Origin of the sequence: Caballeronia sp. NK8, assembly GCF_018408855.1 — a bacterium.
Taxonomy (GTDB): domain Bacteria; phylum Pseudomonadota; class Gammaproteobacteria; order Burkholderiales; family Burkholderiaceae; genus Caballeronia.
The window spans coordinates 783,395-800,324 of the sequence record NZ_AP024323.1 but is presented as its reverse complement, the minus strand read 5'-3'; the positions used below and the strand labels follow the sequence as shown (position 1 = coordinate 800,324).

Annotated in this window: 14 protein-coding genes; 11 read left to right on the top strand and 3 right to left on the bottom strand. The window is 62.6% G+C overall.

Annotation, left to right across the window (positions count from 1 at the left end; genetic code table 11):
- Positions 1 to 115: 115 nt before the first annotated feature.
- From NK8_RS18360 to NK8_RS18330, 7 genes are all read left to right on the top strand, one after another.
- Positions 116 to 1,333: an ABC transporter substrate-binding protein gene (locus NK8_RS18360; protein WP_162067509.1), complete on the top strand. Its 1,218-nt coding sequence runs from the start codon at positions 116 to 118 to the stop codon at positions 1,331 to 1,333.
- 84 nt (positions 1,334 to 1,417) lie between these two features.
- Positions 1,418 to 2,290: a branched-chain amino acid ABC transporter permease gene (locus tag NK8_RS18355; RefSeq protein WP_061174836.1), complete on the top strand. Its 873-nt coding sequence runs from the start codon at positions 1,418 to 1,420 to the stop codon at positions 2,288 to 2,290.
- Between the two features lie 10 nt (positions 2,291 to 2,300).
- Positions 2,301 to 4,244 carry an ATP-binding cassette domain-containing protein gene (locus NK8_RS18350; RefSeq protein WP_213228775.1) on the top strand — a complete coding sequence of 648 codons (1,944 nt, stop codon included), beginning with the start codon at positions 2,301 to 2,303 and terminating at the stop codon, positions 4,242 to 4,244.
- Between the two features lie 660 nt (positions 4,245 to 4,904).
- The gene (locus NK8_RS18345) at positions 4,905 to 5,639 is read left to right on the top strand and encodes an ABC transporter ATP-binding protein (RefSeq protein WP_162067507.1); all 735 of its coding nucleotides are present in this window, start codon (positions 4,905 to 4,907) and stop codon (positions 5,637 to 5,639) included.
- A gap of 111 nt (positions 5,640 to 5,750) precedes the next feature.
- Positions 5,751 to 6,587: a shikimate dehydrogenase gene (locus tag NK8_RS18340; protein WP_213228773.1), complete on the top strand. Its 837-nt coding sequence runs from the start codon at positions 5,751 to 5,753 to the stop codon at positions 6,585 to 6,587.
- A 127-nt stretch (positions 6,588 to 6,714) separates the two neighbouring features.
- The gene (locus NK8_RS18335; protein WP_213228771.1) at positions 6,715 to 8,640 is read left to right on the top strand and encodes a potassium transporter Kup; all 1,926 of its coding nucleotides are present in this window, start codon (positions 6,715 to 6,717) and stop codon (positions 8,638 to 8,640) included.
- Positions 8,641 to 8,675: 35 nt separating this feature from the next.
- On the top strand, positions 8,676 to 10,676 hold the full coding sequence (locus NK8_RS18330) for an acyl CoA:acetate/3-ketoacid CoA transferase (RefSeq protein ID WP_213228769.1): 2,001 nt from the start codon (positions 8,676 to 8,678) through the stop codon (positions 10,674 to 10,676).
- Positions 10,677 to 10,719: 43 nt separating this feature from the next.
- Here NK8_RS18330 and NK8_RS18325 read toward each other — a convergent pair whose 3' ends face one another.
- Positions 10,720 to 12,201 (bottom strand): amino acid permease, encoded by a 1,482-nt coding sequence (locus NK8_RS18325; RefSeq protein WP_174258092.1) that lies wholly within the window; start codon positions 12,199 to 12,201, stop codon positions 10,720 to 10,722.
- Between the two features lie 408 nt (positions 12,202 to 12,609).
- Between NK8_RS18325 and NK8_RS18320 the strand changes: the two genes are divergently transcribed.
- Positions 12,610 to 13,266, top strand: a complete 657-nt coding sequence (locus NK8_RS18320; protein ID WP_162067502.1) for a peroxiredoxin — start codon at positions 12,610 to 12,612, stop codon at positions 13,264 to 13,266.
- 74 nt (positions 13,267 to 13,340) lie between these two features.
- Here NK8_RS18320 and NK8_RS18315 read toward each other — a convergent pair whose 3' ends face one another.
- Together NK8_RS18315 and NK8_RS18310 are read right to left on the bottom strand one after the other, a co-directional pair.
- A complete protein-coding gene (locus NK8_RS18315; protein ID WP_162067501.1) occupies positions 13,341 to 13,814 on the bottom strand; it encodes a bacterioferritin in 474 nt (157 codons plus the stop codon).
- Positions 13,815 to 13,978: 164 nt separating this feature from the next.
- Complete coding sequence (locus NK8_RS18310) at positions 13,979 to 14,689, bottom strand: FadR/GntR family transcriptional regulator (protein ID WP_162067500.1); 711 nt, start codon at positions 14,687 to 14,689, stop codon at positions 13,979 to 13,981.
- A 475-nt stretch (positions 14,690 to 15,164) separates the two neighbouring features.
- Here NK8_RS18310 and NK8_RS18305 point away from each other — a divergent pair, with 475 nt between their 5' ends.
- The 3 genes from NK8_RS18305 (at position 15,165) to NK8_RS18295 (ending at position 16,929) form a co-directional block, all read left to right on the top strand.
- Positions 15,165 to 16,058, top strand: coding sequence for a ketopantoate reductase family protein (locus tag NK8_RS18305; protein ID WP_213228767.1), 894 nt, complete (start codon positions 15,165 to 15,167; stop codon positions 16,056 to 16,058).
- A 109-nt stretch (positions 16,059 to 16,167) separates the two neighbouring features.
- Positions 16,168 to 16,491, top strand: a complete 324-nt coding sequence (locus NK8_RS18300; RefSeq protein ID WP_213228765.1) for a DUF4148 domain-containing protein — start codon at positions 16,168 to 16,170, stop codon at positions 16,489 to 16,491.
- Between the two features lie 66 nt (positions 16,492 to 16,557).
- Entirely contained in the window at positions 16,558 to 16,929 is a 372-nt protein-coding gene (locus NK8_RS18295; protein WP_162067497.1) for a DUF427 domain-containing protein, read from the top strand.
- Position 16,930: the final 1 nt, after the last annotated feature.

The window sequence follows — 16,930 nt, the reverse complement described above, 5'->3', positions numbered from 1 at the left end:
TTACATTTTTCTAAACTCGCTCACAGCCCATGTAATCGATAACGCACAGCGCACTTAAAAGCATGTCCGGCGTTGCATGGGTCTTCAAATAACGATTCAAGCGACGGAGACACACATGGGTATCAAGATGAAGCTCATCGCGAGCGCGCTGGCGTTCGGCGTTTTCTCGTTGGCGCACGCGGCGGACCCGATCAAGATCGGCGTCGATGGTCCGTTCACGGGCGGTTCGTCTTCCATGGGTGTCAGCATGCGCGACGGCGTGCGTCTCGCCACCGCCGAGATCAACAAGTCGGGCGGCGTGCTCGGCCGTCAGATCGTGCTCGTCGAGCGTGATGACGAAGCGAAGAACGAGCGCGGCGTGCAGATCGCGCAGGAGCTCATCAACAAGGAGAAGGTCGTCGCGGTTGTCGGTTATATCAATACCGGCGTCGCGCTCGCGTCGCAGCGCTTCTTCCAGGAAGCGAAGATTCCCGTCTTCAACAACGTCGCGACGGGCACGGTGGTGACGAAGCAATTCGACGATCAACCCGATAACTACGTGTTCCGCAACGCTGCCGCCGACCGCATCCAGGCGCCGATGATCGTCGAGGAAGCCGTCACGAAGCGCGGCTTCAAGAAGGTCGCGATCCTCGCCGATTCGACCAACTACGGCCAGCTCGGCCGCGAGGATCTGGAGAAGGCGCTGGCCGCGAAAGGCGTGAAGCCGGTTGCAGTCGAGAAGTTCAACATCAAGGACGTCGATATGACGGCCCAGTTGCTGAAGGCGAAGGAAGCGGGTGCGGAAGCGGTGCTGACCTATGGCATCGGGCCCGAGCTTGCGCAGATCGCCAACGGCATGGCCAAGCTCGGCTGGAAAGTGCCGCTGATCGGCAGCTGGACGCTGTCGATGGCGAATTACATCGACAATGCCGGCGCGAACGGCGAAGGCGCGCGTATGCCGCAGACCTTCATCCAGGAAGCGAACACGCCCAAGCGCAAGACCTTCATCGATGCCTACGTGAAGGAATTCAAGCCGAAGAACGATCGCATCGATTCGCCGGTGTCGGCGGCGCAGGGCTATGACTCGGTGTATCTGCTCGCGGCGGCGATCAAGCAGGCCGGCACCACCGATGGCCCGAAGGTCAAGGAAGCGCTCGAAAACCTGAACGCGAAAGTGGAAGGCGTCGTGATGGTCTACGACAAACCCTTCACGAAGGCCGATCACGAAGCGATCAGCCCGAACGTGCCGGTCATCGGCGAGGTGAAGAGCGGCCGCGTGATTTACGCGTACGAAGCCGACAAGAAGGGCGGCGGCACGTTGCGCGCCAAGCAGACGACGACCGCGTCGAACTGAGACCGGTCGCTCATCATGTCGATGTGAGCCGCGCTCGCCACGATGGCGGGCGCGGCTTTGTCATGCTTTTTCAGGCGCTCGAAGATGATCCTTCTGCAACTCGTCTATAGCGGCATCGCGCTCGGTATGATCTACGCCGTGATCGCGTTCGGCTATCAACTCACATTCGCCACGTCGGGCACGCTGAACTTCGGTCAGGGCGATGCGCTGATGCTCGGCGCGCTCGTCGGCCTCACGCTCGTATCGGCGGGCGTCAACTACTGGCTGATGATTCCGCTCGTGTGTCTTTTCGGGCTCGTGCAAGGCTCGTTCGTCGAACGCATCGGCGTGCGGCCCGCGATCAAGATCAAGTCCGAATTCGGCTGGATCATGTCGACGATCGCGCTCGGCATCATCTTCAAGAACGTCGCGGAGAACGTGTGGGGCCGCGACGATCTGCGTTTTCCGTCGCCGTTGCCCGAAGCGCCGCTGAAGGTCTTCGGCGCGAACGTGTTGCCGATGGAACTGCTCGTCGTCGGCGGCGCGCTCGTGATGATGCTCGCGGTCGAGTTCTTCAACCGCAAGACCATCTTCGGCAAGGCCGTGGTCGCGACCGCGAACGATCGCGATGCGGCCTCGCTCATGGGCATCAACACGGGACTCGTCATCACGTTCTCGTATGCGCTTTCATCGTTGACCGCTTCTTTCGCGGGGGTTCTGATCGCGCCGCTCACGTTGACCGGCGCGACGATGGGCGCAGTGCTCGGCCTCAAGGCGTTCGCGGTGGCGATCATCGGCGGCTTGTCGAGCGGCATGGGCATCATCGTCGGCGGGATGATCCTCGGCATCGCGGAGACGACCACCGGCTTCTACATTTCCACCGGCTACAAGGATGTGCCGGGGCTCGTGCTGCTCTTGATCGTGCTCGCGGTCAAGCCTGCAGGCCTGTTCGGCAAGACAGCGATCAAGAAAGTCTGAGGCGGCGACGATGAAAGCAAAGAACTGGATCGCGGCGCTCGTCGGGCTTGCCGCACTCGCGATTTTTCCGGTGGTGTCGGGCAATCCGTATTACATCCACCTCGTCGAAACCATCATGATCTACGCGATCCTGTTGTTCGGGCTCGATATCGTGGTGGGTTATACGGGGCAGGTATCGCTCGGTCATGCGGGGTTGTTCGGCGTGGGCGCATACACGGCGGGCGTGCTGTTCATCAAGCTCGGCATGCCGTTCTACGTGACCGCGCCGCTGTCGATTCTGGTGACGGCCGGCTTCGGCGCGATCCTCGCATTACCCGCGTTGCGCGTCTCCGGCCCCTATCTCGCGATGGTGACGCTCGCGTTCGGCACGATCATCCAGATTCTCATCAACGAGATGGATTTTCTGACGAACGGACCGATGGGCCTGAAGATCCCGAAGCCGATGTTCGCCGGGCACAGGCTCGACGAAGTGCAGTACTACTGGCTCGTCGCGGCATTGCTGGTCGTGTCGCTGATCGTCGTGCATCGCGTGCTGAAGTCGCATCTAGGGCGCGCGTTCGAGGCGTTGCGCGACAGCCCGATCGCATCGGATTGCATGGGCGTGTCGGTGTATCGGTACAAGGTGTATGCGTTCGTGATCAGCGCGGGCTTCGCGGGACTCGCCGGCTGTCTGTACTCGTACTCCGAGCAATACATTTCGCCCAACACGTATAACTTCGAACTGACGATCCTGTTCCTGCTCGCGATCATCATGGGCGGGCGCAAGACACGCACGGGCGCGCTGATCGGCTCGACGGTCATCGTGATGTTGCCGAAGCTGCTCGACGATATCTCCAACTTCCGCGTCGTGGCGACCGCGCTCGCGGTGGTCGTCGTCGCGGGCGCGGTGCTTGCCCTTGCGCGCAAGACCACGACGCCGCAGCGCGTCGCGGTGCCGGTCATCGGCACGGCGGGACTTGCCGTGTTCTCGTTCTGGATCGAAGCGCTGACCGACTGGCGCCTGACCATCTTCGGCCTGATGATCTTGCTCGTCGTGTATTACCTGCAGGACGGAATCGTCGGCTTCGTGCGCAAGACGCTCAATCTCGGCCGCGTGCGCGTGACGAAGGTCGATACCGAGGAACTCGCGAGCCATACGCGTCAGGACGACGCGGTTGCGGCGGTCGAAGCGCAAGGCGCGGACACGATCCTCGACGTGCGCGGCGTGCTCATGCAGTTCAGCGGTCTCAAAGCATTGAACGACGTGAATCTGACTGTGAAGCGCGGCACGATTCACGGCCTGATCGGACCGAATGGTTCGGGCAAGAGCACGATGATGAACGTGCTGACGGGCATCTACGTGCCGACTGCCGGTGCGATCGAATACGAAGGGCAATCGCTTGCGGGACGCACCTCGTCGAAGATCGCGCTGTCGGGCATCGCGCGGACGTTTCAGAACGTGCAGCTCTTTGGCGAGATGACGGCGCTGGAGAATGTGCTCGTCGGATTGCATCACACGTTCAGCTCGAATTTCGCGGATGTGGGGGTGATGAGTCCGCGTTATCGGCGTGAGGAGCGCGCGGCGCGCGAGCGGGCTTTCAATATGCTGCGTTTCGTTGGACTGGAAAATGTGGCGGGAGAGGAGGCGCGTAATCTGCCATACGGGAAGCAGCGGTTGCTGGAGATTGCGCGGGCTTTGGCGCTCGACCCGCAACTGCTTTTGCTCGATGAACCTGCGGCCGGGTTGACCGCGCCGGATATTCGCGAACTGGTCGCGATCATTCGCAAGGTGCGCAATCATGGAATTACGCTCGTGTTGATCGAGCATCATATGGATGTGGTGATGAGTGTCTGCGATACGGTTTCAGTGCTGGATTTTGGGCAAAAAATCGCCGAAGGGAAGCCTTCCGAGATTCAGGCTAATGAGAAAGTTATCGAGGCTTATTTGGGGGGGCAGGCTGCGCAGGTTGCTTGAGTTTTTTTTGTCGCCGGATCCCGTAGACGTGTCGGTCTATTGGCGTTGCCCCTGTGCGGGGCGGCAGTCACTTTCTTTGCTGCTGCAAAGAAAGTAACCAAAGAAAGCAGCTCGATACGCCCACGGTCACACGCAGTTTGGGTGTTCTTCTCGTTGTTCGTGGGCTCAGTAGCGAGTGCCCTCGTAGGCCCCATCGGGCGTGGACCGCGCACGGTCTGACTAGCTAGTTGTTTAAGCGCACTGGTTCCGCACGAAACAGTTCCGGCACAGCGCTACGCGCTGCCGATGGGTCTGCGAGGGAAACCGACGAAAAAAGAGAAGCGCAGAAGCACATGCAGACCCGATGTACCCATCGGCCGCGAAGCGGGCCGGAGCTATTTCGTGCTGAACCATTCGCGCGCGTGGTGCGATGTGGCAGACCGTGCGCGGTCCAAGCCCGACGGGGCCTACGAGGGCACTCGCTACAGACGCCACGAGCAACGAGAATAGTGGCCAAATTGCGTGTGACCGCGGGCGTCTCGAGCTGCTTTCTTTGGTTACTTTCTTTGCAGCAGCAAAGAAAGTGACCCCCGCCCCGGGGAGGGGCAGTGCCAATAGACCGACGCGAAATCAGGATTCCATAGAAGCCGAAGCGAAAGACGACCGAACGCGACCAAAAACATGCTGACGATAAAAAACCTCCACGCCGGCTACGGCAAAGTGAAAGTCCTCCACGGCATAACATTGCACGTGCCGAAGGCGAAAGTCGTGACCTTGATCGGCTCCAACGGCGCGGGCAAAACCACGACCATGCGCGCGATCTCCGGCATGATCAAGCCGACGGAAGGCGAAATCACGATGGGCGTCGGCAGCAACACCAAGCGCATCGACTCGCTGGAGTCACACAAGATCGCGCGCCTGGGCCTGGCGCATTCCCCCGAGGGCCGCCGCGTATTCGCGACCATGTCCGTCACCGATAACCTGCTGCTCGGCGCCTTCCCGCGCCTGACCTGGTCACGCCCGAAAGGCGACGTCAACGCCGACCTGGAACGCGCGATCGACCTCTTCCCGCGCCTGAAAGAACGCCGAAACCAGCTCGCAGGCACGCTGTCAGGCGGCGAACAGCAAATGCTCGCGATGGCCCGCGCCATCATGCTCAACCCGGACCTCGTGCTGCTCGACGAACCGTCGATGGGCCTCGCGCCCATTCTCGTCGACGAAGTGTTCCGCATCATCGAGCGCCTGAAGGCCGATGGCGTGACGATGCTGCTCGTCGAGCAGTTCGCCGCCGCCGCGCTCAATGTCGCGGATTACGGCTATGTGCTGGAGAACGGCCGCGTCGCGACCCACGGCCCGGCGGAGCAGCTTCGCAACGATCCATCGGTGAAGGCGGCGTATCTCGGCGCGAGCCACTGAAAATTGCGGCACCGCGCAACGACAATCAGGCGGCACTGAACCCGCAAGCGGCACTATCATGGTGACGGCGCGCCCACGCGCGCGCCTTCGACATCCTCACAAGGAGCTGCCATGATCAGCGGCAAGACCACTCTGATTGCTCACCTCGGCTACCCGACCGAAGCGTTCAAGGCGCCGATGATCTACAACCCCTGGTTCGACAAACAGGGCATCGACGCGGTCGTCGTGCCAATGGGCGTCAAACCCGAGGATTACGTCGCATTCCTGCCGCATCTGTTCAAGCTCACGAATATTCGCGGCGCGCTCGTTACCATGCCGCACAAGATCACGACCGTCGGCCTGATGGATGAAGTCAGCCCGACCGCGCGCATCGCCGGGGCGTGCAACGCGATCCTGAAGCGCCCGGACGGCACGCTCGTCGGCGACCAGTTCGACGGCGCGGGCTTCGTGCGCGGCGTCGAACGCAAAGGCCGCAAGCTTACGGGCGCGCGCGTGCTCGTGCTCGGCAGCGGCGGCGTCGGTTCGCCGATCGCGGCGTCGCTCGCGGCGGCGGGCGTCGCCGAACTCGCGGTATTCGATACCAACACACCTTCTGTCGAAGGGCTCGCGTCGCGTTTGCGCGAGCACTATCCTCAACTCGTCGTGCGAACCGATACGAAAGACCCAGCCGGCTTCGACGTGATCGTGAACGCAACGCCGCTCGGCATGAAGGAAACCGACCCGCTGCCGTTCGATATCGATCGCATCGCGCCGGAGACGTTCGTCGGCGAAGTCGTGATGAAGTCGGAATACACGCCGCTTCTGCGCGCGGCCAAGGACAAGGGCTGCGCCGTGCAGGTCGGCACGGACATGCTTTTCGAAATGATTCCGGCGTATCTGGAATTCTTCGGCTACGGCACCGCGACGGCGGACGATCTACGCGCGGTCGCGCAGATCAAGTACGCATAGAAAACGCTGCGCGCACATAACCGCGCATCCGTTCCTATACTGCAATCGACACAGCAACGCAGACGCTCATCCTCTGACAAATAGGCCGCCCGCACGCGCGGTGGCCCGGAAAAAGCAGGGAGGAATCATGGGATCGACTGCACCCGGCTTGCCGGCCGACGACAAACACACGCCCGAGCCGCACGGCCATCCGGCCTTGTTCGGGCTCTCGCTCGCGGCGCTCGGCGTCGTCTACGGCGATATCGGCACGAGTCCGCTGTACACGCTCAAAACGGTGTTCGATCCCGCCGGCGGCCTGCCTTTACAGCCTGCGAACGTGATCGGCATCGTGTCGCTGATCTTCTGGTCGCTCACCATCATCGTCTCGCTCAAGTACGTGACGCTGATCCTGCGCGCCAACAATCATGGCGAAGGCGGCATCATGGCGCTGCTTGCGCTCGCGGCGTCGTCGGTCGAATCGAAGAAGCGGCTCAAACACGTGCTGTTGCTGGTCGGCGTGATGGGCGCGGCGCTGTTCTACGGCGACGGCGTCATCACGCCCGCCATTTCCGTGCTGAGCGCGGTCGAAGGGCTCGAAGTCGCCGCGCCCGGCCTGCAGCCCTATGTCGTGCCCATTACACTCGTCGCGCTGGTCGCGCTGTTCGTGATGCAGAAGCATGGCACGTCGGGCATCGGCGCGGTGTTCGGGCCGGTCATGGTGCTGTGGTTCATCGTGCTGGCGGTGTCAGGCTTCATGAACATCGCGGATGCGCCGCGTATTCTCGCCGCGCTCAATCCGCTCGAAGGGCTTGCTTTCTGCGTGCATCATCGCTGGCTCGCGTTCGTCGCGCTCGGCGCCGTCGTGCTGTCGCTGACGGGCGCGGAAGCGCTCTATGCCGACATGGGTCACTTCGGCTCGCGGCCGATCCGCCTCACGTGGTTCGCCGTAGTCTTTCCCGCGCTCGCGCTCAACTATCTCGGTCAGGGCGCGCTCCTGATCGCCGATCCGGCCGCGCTGCAAAATCCGTTCTATCGGCTCTTTCCGTCGTGGATGCTCTATCCGATGGTCGTGCTCTCGACCATCGCGACGGTCATCGCTTCGCAGGCCGTGATCTCCGGCACGTACTCGATGACCAAGCAGGCGATGCAACTCGGCTTTCTGCCGCGCATGAGCGTCGTGTACACGTCGGCGAAGGAGATCGGGCAGATCTATGTGCCGGGCATCAACTGGACGCTGCTGCTCGCGGTGGTGGCCGCCGTGCTCGGCTTCGGTTCGTCGACCGCGCTCGGCTCCGCATACGGCATCGCCGTGACCGGCACGATGCTCATCACCACGGTGCTGACCTTCTTCGTGATCCGCTATGCGTGGCACTACAACTGGTCGCTGTGCATCTTCGCGACGGCGTTCTTCTTCGTGATCGATGCGATGTTCTTCTCCGCGAACTGTCTGAAGATCGCGGAAGGCGGCTGGTTCCCGGTCGCGATCGGCCTCGTGATGTTCACGGTCATGGCGACCTGGGGACGCGGCGCACAGATGATGATTCAGGAGGCCCGCCTGCGCGCGGGGGCGACGCCGCTCAAGCCGTTCCTCGCCAGTCTGCTCGCGCGTGCGCCGGCGCGCGTGGAGGGCACGGCGATCTTCATGTCGAACGATCCGACCGGCGTGCCGCATTCGCTTCTGAACAACCTGATGCACAACCGCGTGCTGCACGAACACACGGTGTTTCTGACGGTCGCGACGGAGCCTGTGCCGTGGGTCGACAAGGCGCACCGGGTGTCGCTGGAATCGCTCGGCAACGGCTGTTTTCAGGTGACGGTGAACTACGGCTTCAAGGACGAAGTCGACTTGCCCGCTGCGCTCGAAACGTGCCGCTCGTCGGGGCTCAACTTCGATCGCGCGACCATTTCGTACTTTCTTTCGCGGGCGACCGTCGTGCCGACGCCGGGCACGGGCATGGCGTTATGGCGCGAACGGCTCTTCGCGATCATGCTGCACAATGTGGGGAACGTCGCGGCCTATCTGCGATTGCCGGCTGATCGCGTCATCGAACTCGGGGCGCGTGTCGAAATATAGAACTCACCACAAGAAACGCGCGAACAGGAGACGCCATGACCGCCAGCAGCACGCCGACCCGCCATCCGTTTCCCTCGACCGCGCGCCTCGTCGAACGCGGCAAGATCGTGTCCGCGCGCGAGGCCGTGCGTCTCATCCGCTCGGGCGACACCATCGCGACGAGCGGCTTTGTCGGTATCGGCTTCGCGGAGGAAGTGGCGATCGCGCTGGAGGAGCGCTTTGTCGAAGGCACCGATCCGATCGCCGGACTGACGCTGGTGTATGCCGCCGGGCAGGGCGACGGGCGCGCCAAGGGCCTCAATCATCTGGCGCATGAGGGCCTCGTCAAGCGCGTGATCGGCGGGCACTGGGGGCTCGTGCCGGGCCTGCAGAAGATGGCGATCGAGAACCGCATCGAAGCGTACAACCTGCCGCAAGGCGTGATCTCGCAACTCTTTCGGGACATCGCCGCGCATCGGCCCGGGCAGCTTTCGACGGTCGGGCTCGGCACCTTCGTCGATCCGCGCAACGGCGGCGGCAAGCTCAATGCGCGCACGACCGAAGACCTCGTGCGCCTCATGCCGATCGACGGCACGGACTATCTGTACTACCCGACCTTTCCGATCGATGTGGCGATCGTGCGCGGCACCACCGCCGATCTCAACGGCAACGTCACGATGGAAAAGGAAGCGCTGACGCTCGAAGCGCTGTCCATCGCGATGGCCGCGCGCAACTCGGGCGGCATCGTGATCGCGCAGGTCGAGCGGCTTGCGGAATCCAACACGCTCAATTCGCGGCAAGTGAAGATTCCGGGCGTGATGGTCGATTGCGTCGTGCTCGCGAAGCCCGACAATCACTGGCAGACCTTCGGCGAGCAATACAGCGCGGCGTTTTCCAGCGAATTGCGCGTGGCCGCGAGCTCGGTGCCGCCGATGGGGCTCACCGAACGCAAGATCATCGCGCGCCGCGCGGCCTTCGAGCTGATGGCCAACAGCATCGTGAATCTCGGCATCGGTATGCCGGAAGGCATCGCGAGCGTCGCGAACGAAGAGCAGGTGATCGACCTCTTCACGATGACGACCGAGCCCGGCGTGATCGGCGGCATTCCGGCGGGCGGCCTCAACTTCGGCGCGGCCACGAACACGCAGGCGATCATCGATCAGCCGTATCAATTCGACTTCTACGATGGCGGCGGTCTCGACATCGCGTTTCTCGGTCTCGCGCAGGCGGACCGCGAAGGCAATCTCAACGTCAGCAAGTTCGGGCCGAAGCTCGCAGGCGCGGGCGGCTTCATCAACATCAGCCAGGCCGCGAAGAAGGTCGTGTTCGTCGGCACGTTCAACGCGGGCAAACTCGATGTGGCGATCGAGGCGGGCAAGCTCAGGATTCGCCGCGAAGGCGATTGCCGCAAGTTCGTCGACGCGGTCGAGCATCGCACCTTCAGCGGCCGTTATGCGGCCGAGCGCGGGCAAACCGTGCTCTATATCACCGAGCGCTGCGTGTTCGAACTCATGGACAAGGGGCTGGTTCTCACGGAAGTCGCGCCGGGCATCGATGTGGAGCGGGACATCATCGCGCAAATGGGTTTCGCGCCGATCATGGACAAGCCGCCGCGTCTGATGGACGAACTGATCTTCCGCGATGCTCCGATGGGCCTGCGCGCGATCCTGCTCAGGCTCGACTTGTCGGAACGCTTCAGCTATGACCCGGAAAAGAATCTCTTCTTCATCAACTTCGAAGGCCACGAAGTCAAGAGCGTGGACGATGTCGAGGCGATCCGTCGCGAAGTAGAAAAACAGTTGGCGGGCGCGAAGACGCGGCCGCACGCCATCGTGAACTACGATAACTTTTCGATTCGCCCCGACATGCTCGACGCTTATTCGGAGATGGTCACGAAGCTGGTGGATGGCCACTACGATCGCGTGACGCGTTACACGACGAGCAGTTTCCTGCGCCTCAAGCTCGGCGATGCTCTGAAGCGCCGTGGCGTCGCGCCGTATATCTACGAAAGCCCGGAAGAAGCGCGCGAGCATGAATCGAAACGCGCGGCGGAGTGAGTCGACAAGCAAAGAGGCCGCGTTGCCGGCGGCCTCTTCAATGTCATTTGCGCTGATCGCGCAGCCTGCTGTGACGTATGCCGTACACGAAGTAGATGACGACGCCGATCACCATCCACACGATGAGCCGGATCCAGGTGTCGGCGGGCAAACCGGACATCAGGAAGATCGACGACAGCGCCCCGAGCGGCGCGACGATGAATACGGCCGGCGTCTTGAACGCGCGTTCGAGATTCGGCTGCGTGATGCGCAGCACCAGCACGCCGACGCACACGACCGTGAACGCGAACAGCGTGCCGATGCTCACCAGCTCGCCAACGAGTCCGATCGGCAACAGCCCCGCAAGAATCATCACGATGACGCCGGTGATGATCGTGGTGATATAGGGCGTATGAAAGCGCGGATGAATCTTCGATGCGAAAGGCGGCAGCAGACCGTCCTTGGCCATCGAATAGAAAATGCGCGGTTGCGATAACAGCAACACGAGAATCACGGACGTGAGGCCGAAAATCGCGCCGAGCTTCACGATGGGCGAGAGCCAGCGCATGCCGATCGCATCGACGCCGACTGCAATCGGGTCCGCCACGTTGAGCTTGTCGTAAGGCACGATACCCGTGAGCACGTAGGACACGAGCACGTAGAGAATCGTGCAAATCGTGAGCGAACCGAGCAGGCCGATCGGCATGTCGCGTCGTGGATTGCGCGTTTCCTGCGCGACGCACGAGACCGAATCGAAACCGATATAGGCAAAGAATACGACCGCCGCGCCGCGCAGCACGCCGCTCATGCCGAACACGCCCGATTCGCCGGTATTCGGCGGAATGAACGCGCCCGTGGGGTTCTGTGCCGTGACCCAGTGGCTCGTATCCACATACGCGATGCCTGCGGCGATGAACGCCAGCACGATCAGCACCTTGATCACGACGATGACGCTATTGACGCGCGCCGATTCGCGTATGCCGAAGACGAGCAGCAGCGTGATGAGCCCGACGATCACCATCGCGGGCACGTTGAGGATCGAGCCGACGTGGCTCCAGCCGTGTCCCGGCTCGTAAGCGAATGGCGCTTTCGAAAGCTGCTCGGGTATGTCGACGCCGAACGAATGCAGAAAGCTCACGACATATCCCGACCAGCCGATCGCGACGGTGGTCGCGCCGACCGCGTATTCGAGAATCAGGTCCCAGCCGATGAGCCACGCGATCAGTTCACCCATCGTCGCGTAGGCATACGTGTAGGCGCTGCCCGATACCGGCACGGTGGATGCCATTTCCGCATAACAAAGCCCCGCGAGCGCGCAGACGATCGCCCCAAGCACGAACGATATGATGATCCCCGGCCCGGCGTTGGTCGCGGCCGCGTGGCCGGTCAGCACGAAAATCCCCGCGCCGATGATGCAGCCTACGCCGAGCATCACGACATCGAGCGCGGTGAGCGATCGTTTCAGCGCGTGGCCGCCGTGTTCCTGGAGCACTTCGTCGGTTTCGGCCGCTTCGCTTTGCAGCAACGCGACGGATTTTCTTTGCATGACGGTCACGATCGCCTCCTGTGCGGCGGCAGCGTGGCCGCACCCGGTGGCGCGGCGAATTCTGTCCGCCTGTTCAAGTGCGGGATGTTCCACTTGCCTTCCGCTTCACGCCTGCACGTTTGTTCTGACGGACAGTCGTTCCGTGATAGCAGATTTTGCCGGGGAATTCGAGCGCAAACCCAAGCGCACGCACGCTCGTTCACGGCGACCGCATGCAGCACGAAGCGTGCCGCGTTCTGTCAGCGAGCTTGCAAAACCCCACGCGGCTCAAGGGCTTGGTCCCGCGTCCGGGGCGTCCGTGCGCGGGGCACTATAATCGGATTCACAGTTTCGCTTTTCAACCCCGGAATCCGTTCCGTTTCACCAATGGGACGTTCACCGGACTTTCCTCACGTGTGGAGATTTGATATGGCTATACGCATTGGTGATGAAGCCCCTGACTTCACGGCAGAGACGACCGAAGGCACGATCCGCTTCCACGAGTGGATCGGCGACAAGTGGGCGATCCTGTTTTCGCATCCGAAGGACTTCACGCCGGTCTGCACGACCGAGCTCGGCTATATGGCCAAGCTCAAGCCCGAGTTCGACAAGCGCAACACGAAGGTGATCGGCCTGTCGATCGACCCGGTGACGAACCACTCGCAGTGGGCGAAAGATATCGAGGAAACGCAGGGCACCGCGGTCAACTATCCGATGATCGGCGACGCGGACCTGAACGTCGCGAAGCTTTACGACATGATCCACCCGAACGCGAGCGGCGCGAACCCGCGCACGGCGAATGACAACGCGACGATTCGCGCGGTGTTCATCGTCGGTCCGGACAAGAAGGTAAAGGCCACGTTCACGTATCCGATGAGCGCGGGCCGCAACTTCGACGAAGTGCTGCGCCTGCTCGACGCGCTGCAACTGAACGCGAAGCACACGGTCGCGACGCCGGTGAACTGGCGGCCGGGCGAAGACGTGATCATCCCGACGTCCGTGTCGGACGACGACGCGAAGAAGAAGTATCCGGACGGCTTCAAGACGCTGAAGCCCTATCTGCGCACGGTGGCGCAGCCGAAGTAACGCGCGGGCGCTACAAGCGTGTCAGACGCCGGTCCACGCAATGCGGACCGGCGTTTTTCGTTGGTGCGCGAAAATCAGGTATGACCCGAGCGGCGCTCCGGCGAGGTCTCGACTTCGCCCGGCCTGCGCAGCATCTTGTCCACTTCGCCCGCGTGCATTTCCTCTACCTGAATCATCTGCCGCGCGTATTCCTCCAGCGCGACGGAGCGGTCTTCGACGATCTTCAGCAAGTCGCGATACAAACCGAGCGCGACGGTTTCCGCCTGCAGCGATTCACGCAGGATGGTCGCGATGTCGAAAGTGTGATTGTCCAGCAGCGGGCCGATTTCCAGCGACGGATACGCGCCCAGCGTCGTGATCCATTCGCCGGCCTGATGCGCGTGCGTGAGCGATTCGTCGGCCTGTGCGCGCAGCCACGAGACGATCGGAATACGCCCGAAGCCGAACACGAGAAACGAATAGTGCGTGTAGCGCACGACGCCCGCCAGTTCGGATTCGAGAATCCTGTTCAGGACGCCGACGACCTTTTCCTTTTCGAGCTCTGCCATTCTTGCCTCCGTTTTCCTGCTCCGGCTTCACTCATTGTAGTCACACGTGGACTGCATGCGAGCCGAAAACTGCGGCATCGGGCGCGCAAGATGCGCTCCCGAAACGGAGAAGACGGTGCGGCCGCCTCGCAGCTGCGGCACCGGACAGCATGGATACGCCGATTTCAGGCGATTTCCTCGACCCAGAGCGAGGCCGTGCGCGTGAGCACCTGCGACATCGCGTTGCGCGCGCCGTCGCCATCGGCGGTTTCGATGGCGCGCACGAGCCGGCCATAGTCGCCCAGTTGCGATTCGGGCACGCGCGGCAGCGGATGCGGTTGCGAGCGCAGTGCGGCCTTCAGCGTCCGGATGCCGACGCGCACGACGCTGCCCATCTGGCACAGCAACTCGTCGCCGCTCGCATCGACGATGGCGGCCTGCAACGCCTCTTCGGCGGCGGACTGCAACGGCTCGGATGGGCTTGCGTGCACGAGCCGCTGATAGGCCGCGTTGATCGCGATGCGCTGATGCCGGTTCGCGCGCGTCGCGGCGAGCGCGGCGGCGGGCGGATCGACGAGCGAGCGGAACTCGATCAGCCTGCGAAAGCACTCCGGATCGTGCAGCGCCCGCATGCGCCACTCGGCCACTTCCGGATCCATGATGAGCCATTCGCGCGCCGGCTTGATGCGCGTGCCCGTCTTGGGCCGCACGTCGAGCATGCGGCGCGAGATGAGAATGCTCAGGGCCTCGCGCATGATGGTGCGGCTCACGCCGTGCTTCTTCGAAAGAATGACTTGTGGCGGCAGCACGTTGTCCTGGTATTCGCCGCTCACGATGCCCGCGACGAGTTGATTCACCACGCGCTTGACGAGCGATGCTTCATATCCATGATTCATTTTCTTGTTCTCGTGATAACGCCCACGCCTATGGCTTCTCACTACTCGTCGCCGAGCGGCGAAACCAGCGTTTGTCTAAGAGCACGGCGCGTCGGTGCGCCGCGCGGCCTCATGCTCGCGCAAAACGCTTCCCCCCCGGCTTGCCGTGTAGTTGGTCCCCAGGTTTCAGCTACCCGATGCGGCATGCGCCGCACACCCCATAGCGGTCGGCAGTTGGTTGGACAGCATCGTCGATCCGCTGAAAGGAAGCGTATATCGGTGCGCCCCGGTTTAACAATATGGTTCACCGCTAATTCAACAGACTATCGTGCGTCGGCCCACAAAATGCCGCGCTCAGCGCATGCGGCGCAATTTCCGTCGACGTGCGCAAGCGTTTGCGCGTAATCGGTTATGCGAAGCATCGCCTGCGCCGTGCGATGCAACGGCCATGTGTTACCGTTTCGAGCCATAGCAACGCAACGAGGAGAAGCGAAACATGAAAGTCGCCGTCATGGGTGCGGGCGCGGTCGGTTGTTATTACGGCGGCATGCTCGCGCGCGCAGGTCACGAGGTCGTGCTGATCGCGCGGCCGCAGCATGTCGAAGCGATCGCGCGCGATGGCCTGCGGCTCGACACGCAACATTTCGATGAGCGCGTGCGCGTGACCGCCAGCACCGAAGCGAGCGCGGCGAAGGGCGCGGAGCTCGTGCTGTTCTGCGTGAAGTCCACCGATACCCACAGTGCGGCGCACGCGCTCGCACCCTGGCTCGAGAGCGATACGCTGCTGCTCTCGCTGCAGAACGGCGTGGAGAATGCCGAGCGTCTGCGCGAACTGCTGCCGCAGGAGGCGGCGGCGGCAGTGGTGTATGTCGCGGCGGAAATGGCGGGGCCGGGGCACGTGAAGCACAACGGCCGTGGCGAACTCGTGATCGAGCCGTCGACGAAAAGCGATGAGGTCGCCCGCACATTCGTGGCGGCGGGCGTGCCGACCGACATATCCGACAACGTGCGCGGCGCGCTGTGGGCCAAACTCGTGCTGAATTGCGCCTACAACGCGCTGTCCGCGATCACGCAGATGCCGTACGGCAGGCTCGTGCAGGGCGAGGGCGTCACGCGGGCGATGCGCGATGTCGTCGAGGAATGTCTCGCGGTCGCCCGCGCCGACAACGTGACGATTCCCGGCGATGTCGATGCCGCCGTGCGCCGTATCGCGGAGACGATGCCGAACCAGTTTTCATCGACCGCGCAGGATCTGGCGCGCGGCAAGGCGAGCGAGATCGATCATCTGAACGGGCTGATCGTGCGGCGCGGCGAGGCGCTCGGCGTGCCGACGCCGGCGAATCGGCTGCTCCATGTGCTCGTCAGGGCGATCGAAAGCAAGACGTCATAGTGTGCGATTGGAGGCGAACCGGCAGCGGGGGCTGGCACAGGCGATGCTGAATTCATGGAGCACGCACAGAAAACATCGTGCGGAGCCCAACACAACCCGGAGGTTCACCATGAAATCGTTCGTCAAGGCCGTGGCCATCGCCGCTGTAGTGGCGGCGCCGGCGCTCTCGTTCGCGCAAGCCGATTCGTCGGTCACGCGCGATCAGGTGAAGCAGGATCTGCGGCAGGTCGAAGCCGCAGGCTACGATCCGTCGCGCTCGGATAACACGTCGTACCCGTCGGATATTCAGGCTGCCGAAAGCCGCGTCTCGCGCCAGCACAACGCGGATGTGAACGCATACGGTGGCGCGGGGGACGGCGCATCGGCCTCGGGCATGCGCGCCATGCCGCCGATGAACAACGATGGCACCAAGCCGATTTACTTCGGCCGTTGATTGTGGGTTCTGCGCGTTCGGCGCAACGGCGCTACCATCGTTTCTTTCCTTCGCTGGAATACAGTCATGGACAGAGCCGTCAAGATTCCCGGTCCCGATCATCCGATCACGATCACGCGCAGTCCCTCGCGCGTGATCGTGAAAGCGGGCGGGCGTGTCATCGCCGATACCACCGATGCGCTTTCGTTGCGCGAGGCATCGTATCCCGAAGTGTTATACGTCCCGCGCAAGGACGTGGACATGTCGCTGCTCGAACGCACGTCGCACGCCACGTATTGCCCTTACAAGGGCGAATGCAGCTATTACAGCATTCCGTCGGGTGGAGAAAAGGCGGCCAATGCCGTGTGGACCTATGAAGCGCCGTACGACGCCGTTGCGTCGATCAAGGAACATCTGGCGTTCTATAAAGATCGGGTCGATTCGTTCGAAACCGCGTAAT

What these genes read in the sequence shown, in the direction of transcription:
- NK8_RS18340 (WP_213228773.1), top strand. Translation starts at nt 5,751, where the DNA reads ATGATCAGCGGCAAGACCACTCTGATTGCTCACCTCGGCTACCCGACC.
- NK8_RS18350 (WP_213228775.1), top strand. Translation starts at nt 2,301, where the DNA reads ATGAAAGCAAAGAACTGGATCGCGGCGCTCGTCGGGCTTGCCGCACTC.
- NK8_RS18345 (WP_162067507.1), top strand. Translation starts at nt 4,905, where the DNA reads ATGCTGACGATAAAAAACCTCCACGCCGGCTACGGCAAAGTGAAAGTC.
- NK8_RS18320 (WP_162067502.1), top strand. Translation starts at nt 12,610, where the DNA reads ATGGCTATACGCATTGGTGATGAAGCCCCTGACTTCACGGCAGAGACG.
- NK8_RS18330 (WP_213228769.1), top strand. Translation starts at nt 8,676, where the DNA reads ATGACCGCCAGCAGCACGCCGACCCGCCATCCGTTTCCCTCGACCGCG.
- NK8_RS18355 (WP_061174836.1), top strand. Translation starts at nt 1,418, where the DNA reads ATGATCCTTCTGCAACTCGTCTATAGCGGCATCGCGCTCGGTATGATC.
- NK8_RS18325 (WP_174258092.1), bottom strand. Translation starts at nt 12,201, where the DNA reads ATGCAAAGAAAATCCGTCGCGTTGCTGCAAAGCGAAGCGGCCGAAACC.
- NK8_RS18335 (WP_213228771.1), top strand. Translation starts at nt 6,715, where the DNA reads ATGGGATCGACTGCACCCGGCTTGCCGGCCGACGACAAACACACGCCC.
- NK8_RS18295 (WP_162067497.1), top strand. Translation starts at nt 16,558, where the DNA reads ATGGACAGAGCCGTCAAGATTCCCGGTCCCGATCATCCGATCACGATC.
- NK8_RS18300 (WP_213228765.1), top strand. Translation starts at nt 16,168, where the DNA reads ATGAAATCGTTCGTCAAGGCCGTGGCCATCGCCGCTGTAGTGGCGGCG.
- NK8_RS18310 (WP_162067500.1), bottom strand. Translation starts at nt 14,689, where the DNA reads ATGAATCATGGATATGAAGCATCGCTCGTCAAGCGCGTGGTGAATCAA.
- NK8_RS18315 (WP_162067501.1), bottom strand. Translation starts at nt 13,814, where the DNA reads ATGGCAGAGCTCGAAAAGGAAAAGGTCGTCGGCGTCCTGAACAGGATT.
- NK8_RS18305 (WP_213228767.1), top strand. Translation starts at nt 15,165, where the DNA reads ATGAAAGTCGCCGTCATGGGTGCGGGCGCGGTCGGTTGTTATTACGGC.
- NK8_RS18360 (WP_162067509.1), top strand. Translation starts at nt 116, where the DNA reads ATGGGTATCAAGATGAAGCTCATCGCGAGCGCGCTGGCGTTCGGCGTT.